2 protein-coding genes are annotated in these 4,227 nt (G+C 38.0%); both read left to right on the forward strand.

Annotated features, from left to right (window positions below; genetic code table 11):
• Positions 1-9 precede the first annotated feature (9 nt).
• The gene (locus CXF60_RS00225) at positions 10-1,665 is read left to right on the forward strand and encodes a MobA/MobL family protein (RefSeq protein ID WP_102090315.1); all 1,656 of its coding nucleotides are present in this window, start codon (positions 10-12) and stop codon (positions 1,663-1,665) included.
• A gap of 345 nt (positions 1,666-2,010) precedes the next feature.
• Positions 2,011-2,976 carry a replication initiation protein RepM gene (gene repM / locus CXF60_RS00230; protein ID WP_102090316.1) on the forward strand — a complete coding sequence of 322 codons (966 nt, stop codon included), beginning with the start codon at positions 2,011-2,013 and terminating at the stop codon, positions 2,974-2,976.
• Positions 2,977-4,227: the final 1,251 nt, after the last annotated feature.

The raw sequence follows: 4,227 nt of genomic DNA on the forward strand, positions 1-4,227 counted from the left end.
ACTTAAATCATGGCTTTATACAGAGCAGAAGTGAAACCGATCAGTCGTAGCAAAGGGCATAATGCAGTTGCTGCTGCTGCGTATCGAGCAGGCGAAGAGCTAACGGATAAAAACAAATACAATCCTAATGCGATGGTTCATGACTACAGCAAGAAGTCGGACATCATGCACAAGAATATTATTTTGCCAGCTGTGTTGGCTGAGCAAGATTTCAAAATTGACCGTGAAAACTTGTGGTCAATGGTTGAAGAACATGAGGTGACTAAGAAAGATAAGACTCTCAAATCATCAGCTAGGGTCGCTCGTGAATGGTTGTTAGCATTACCTCATGAGTTGAGCGATAGCGAGAACATCGCATTGGCAGAAGAGTTTGCGACAAAAATGGCAAACGATTTAGGCGTGATTGCTGATTGCTGTATTCATAACCCCAAGCTCAAAAGCAATGTTCCTGCGCCTAAGCCTTCAAGTAAGGCAGCCGACAATACCACTGACGACGATGACGAGCGCAATATTCATGCTCATATCATGTTTACCACTCGCAAAGCCGAGCTAGATACTACTAATCAGCTGATATTCACTAACAAGGCTGACTCAGAGCTAGATGGTACGGCTAGAAAAGTTAAAGGTTTGGTAAAAGAGACTGAATACATCAAAGCGGTACGTGCAGACTGGGCAGAAATGGTTAATAAGCGACTCTTAGAGCACGGTATTAAAACTGTTAGCAGTCTTAGCTATAAAGACCAGGATTTATACATCATACCAAAAGCACACGTTGGAAGGGATAAATACTCAGATGACAAAAGAGAGCACAACACCGAAGTTAACGACTTCAATGAGCGTTTTTTCAATAAGAGAGCTGATTATCTCAAGAAGTTTGCCGACAGCGGAGATAGATTTCTTAGAGTCGCAGATGAACTCAATGGCAAATACTTTAACGAGTCAGGAGCAAGAAATACAAGCATTGCAGACAGTGAACGCATCATTGCAGACAGTAAACAAAGAATTGCAAATCATGCTCGATCAACCACCCCTGATCCCTTTATTGACGCAATCACAAGAAGCAATGCTGCAAGAAAATCAGCAGCTACTAGCTATGGTCAATCAGCAAAAGCGTTTGATAGAGCATCAGACGACTCAATTGCAGCAGTTCGAAAACTTGCAGGAGTCTCTAGTCAAGGAATTAAACAACGAGAACCAAGAGTTACTCAATACGCTGAGTACGCTAAAAACACTAAGATAATCTTAATCAATAAAATACTACAACGACGCAAAGAGGAGAATCAGATACGTTTGTCTTGGGGTGAAAGTGCAGATGATCTAGAACATGCACATAAATTTGATCCTCGGCAGCTAGAAATACTAAATGCTTTTGCCAACAAGTACCAATTGGATAAAAGCAGGAGTGAACCTTTTGAGGATGTTCATGAAAGACGGTTAAAGCTGCTGAATAACGATAGTTTCTTTCAAGAAAATACTGGGATTTTTGATTTAGTGCGTGATCCAAAGTCAGAACGAGAAATATTCAATGCTAGAAAGCTCTCAGATAGCCGTCAGAGCGTTCTAAGTAAAAATAGTGAAGTTAGCTACGGTGAACCATCTAAAGGCTTAAACAGAGCCAATAGCGAACTTTTAATAGACAATAATGTACCTAGACCAAGGTTTTAATATTTTTCGATTTATTAGTTAATACTAAGTGTCATTCTTGGTTTTTCGTTATTTATCTTTTGTCTTTTAATCATCTATTAACAACAAAAAAGGCTTTTAATGCTTTTAATGCTTTTAAAGGCTTTTAAGAGAGCTGTATCCCTTACGCACCAATGGATACGAATGAGTGATGACGACATCTATCGGGTATGATGACGACATCTATCGGGTATGATGACGACATCTATCGGGTATGATGACGACATCTATCGGGTATGATGACGACAAAAAAATATTTGACTTGATTACAAGGTTTGTGTAGTTTGTTCTCATCGATCTAATAAAAACCACTAAAGAGACTCAATTATGAAATCTGATAGAGGAAAGAATATGAGTGACTTGGTGGTTAAGTCTAATCGCTTGAATACAGCTATACAAAACCTATCATTGGTTGAAATTAGATTAATACAAATCGCAATTATTGATAGCAGGGAAACACAGACTGGACTAACGGCAGATAGCCCTCTAGTTATCTCTGCTAAACGTTATGCGGAGTGTTTTAACGTAGAAATAGATACTGCTTATGATATTCTCTTGGCAGCAGAATCGACGCTTTTTGAACGTCGTTTTTCTTTCGTGAATCAAAGAGATAATCAGGTAAAAACACGTTGGGTAAGTCAAGTCGAATACATTAGAGGCGATGGTGCAATTGAAATAATACTAACGCCCGCAGTTGTCAAGGAAATAACCCGCATCGACGGTATAAAAGATTTCTTTACTAAATATACGCTAGGACAGACAGCTGTGCTTAACAGCGTGTATTCAGTGCGTCTGTATGAACTGCTCACACAGTGGCGTCAAGCTACCAAAACACCTCTTTTTGATATTGAAACCTTTAGAGGTCAGTTGGGCTTAGGAGTTAGTGATTATCAACGTATGAGTGACTTTAAGCGCCGAGTTCTTGATTCAGCTGTTGCGGAGATCAATGAGAAAACAGATTTGCAGATAAGCTATGTTCAGGAAAAGAAAAAGAGCAGGATTGTAGGGTTTAAGTTTAAAGTTTCGGGAAAAGAAAACTCAAAAAACACTTTAAAAGCAAGTAATAGAAAGGGCTGTAATACAGCAGATATGTTCACAGTCGAAGGATTAAGCGATAAACAAATTGGAAGAATTGCGCGCAATGCCCAGTTTATAGCGGATTATAACCATTTGGTTAGTTCCACCAGTCTAGCAGGTCAAGACCCTAAAGCATGGGAGCTTGAGATGTTTAATCGACTCAAAAAGGACGCTTCAAAGTTTAAAAAACGTCCGATTAGGGATTACTTGAACTAAAAATTGTCTATTACCTCTATAAATCCTATCTTAAAAACAGAAAAGTGGCTTATCATGCTTATGGTGAGCCACTTTTTTTCGATTAGAAGTCATGTAGTGACGCATATTCTATATATACGACATACTCTGTCGTTCATTCAGAAATTGTATTGAATGAAGCAGCCCGAAGAGCTAATATAGGTTTAGATTGATTAGCATTTGACATATGTTGTTATGAGGATTCAACTATCCTGAGCCAACTATATGTAGTGCAATACATCTAAGATGTGATAGTTCGGAAATGAATGATTCACAAGAGAGAAAATAGAAGTAGATGGTAATCAGTCCAGTCGACCAAAACTTTTGACTGATGACCATCTATCCACTTTGCGAGAAAAACGAGGAAATCTTATGCGATAAATATCACACCGTGATGGTGTTTGATTTAAAGCTGTGATTCACGCTTTTTTGGACTTACGATTACAGAGTAGAGATGCCTATTTAGTATATAGCTTAGCTATAGGTTGACCAATATTCCGTACATCTAGGATACCTCTTAGGTACAACCAAAATCAAGCTCTATTATTGCCTTGAATAAAAGCTATAAATGCAATTAACCCTGATTGTATATAGCTCAAACACCTAAAAACACACAAAAAAATAGAACTGCTTATTAATTAATTTTAAGCGGTATGGGTTTTCTTTGGTTTTTTTTCTGATATTTAAGAGGTTGTTTTATGAGTGATACTAATGTTTCATTGACACAAGAAGTTATCTATTCTAAATGTAAAAATTGCAAAAAATTGGAGCGTTGGAGTCGTCTTAGAAAGGCGATGCTAACATTCTTTACGTTGCTTATTGTACCAACTTGTCAAAGCATGCCATCAGAAGTTTCTATAACGTATATTCAGCATCAGAACATACAAGTAACTCACAATGTTAGTGAGCAAGCGAATCAATCGAAGTAGATACGATCACTTTTCCGCGTGTTTCGAAGGCTCAAATTTTGATTTTAAAAATTTGAGCCTTTCTTATCGTTTTTAGAGTCAAAATCACCATTTTTAGAGTGTGATGAAAAGCTCGAAAAAAAGGATGTAACAGGGGAGATTACCCATTTTTAATAGTAATTTCTTTGTTTTTAGCCCTCTGCAAGAGTCCTCGAAGAGCGCAGTTACGAGAAATAATATAATACGCCTACTTCGTGCTATTATATTATTTCTCTCACCGCGTTGGGGAAACCCCAAACCCCTCAAGCTGTTATCTCACTGGACA

The organism is Psychrobacter sp. 4Bb, assembly GCF_002836735.1.
In the GTDB taxonomy this organism is placed as follows: Bacteria; Pseudomonadota; Gammaproteobacteria; order Pseudomonadales; family Moraxellaceae; genus Psychrobacter.

Coding starts and splice junctions, on each gene's coding strand:
- CXF60_RS00225 (WP_102090315.1), top strand. CDS start 10: ATGGCTTTATACAGAGCAGAAGTGAAACCGATCAGTCGTAGCAAAGGG.
- repM (WP_102090316.1), top strand. CDS start 2,011: ATGAAATCTGATAGAGGAAAGAATATGAGTGACTTGGTGGTTAAGTCT.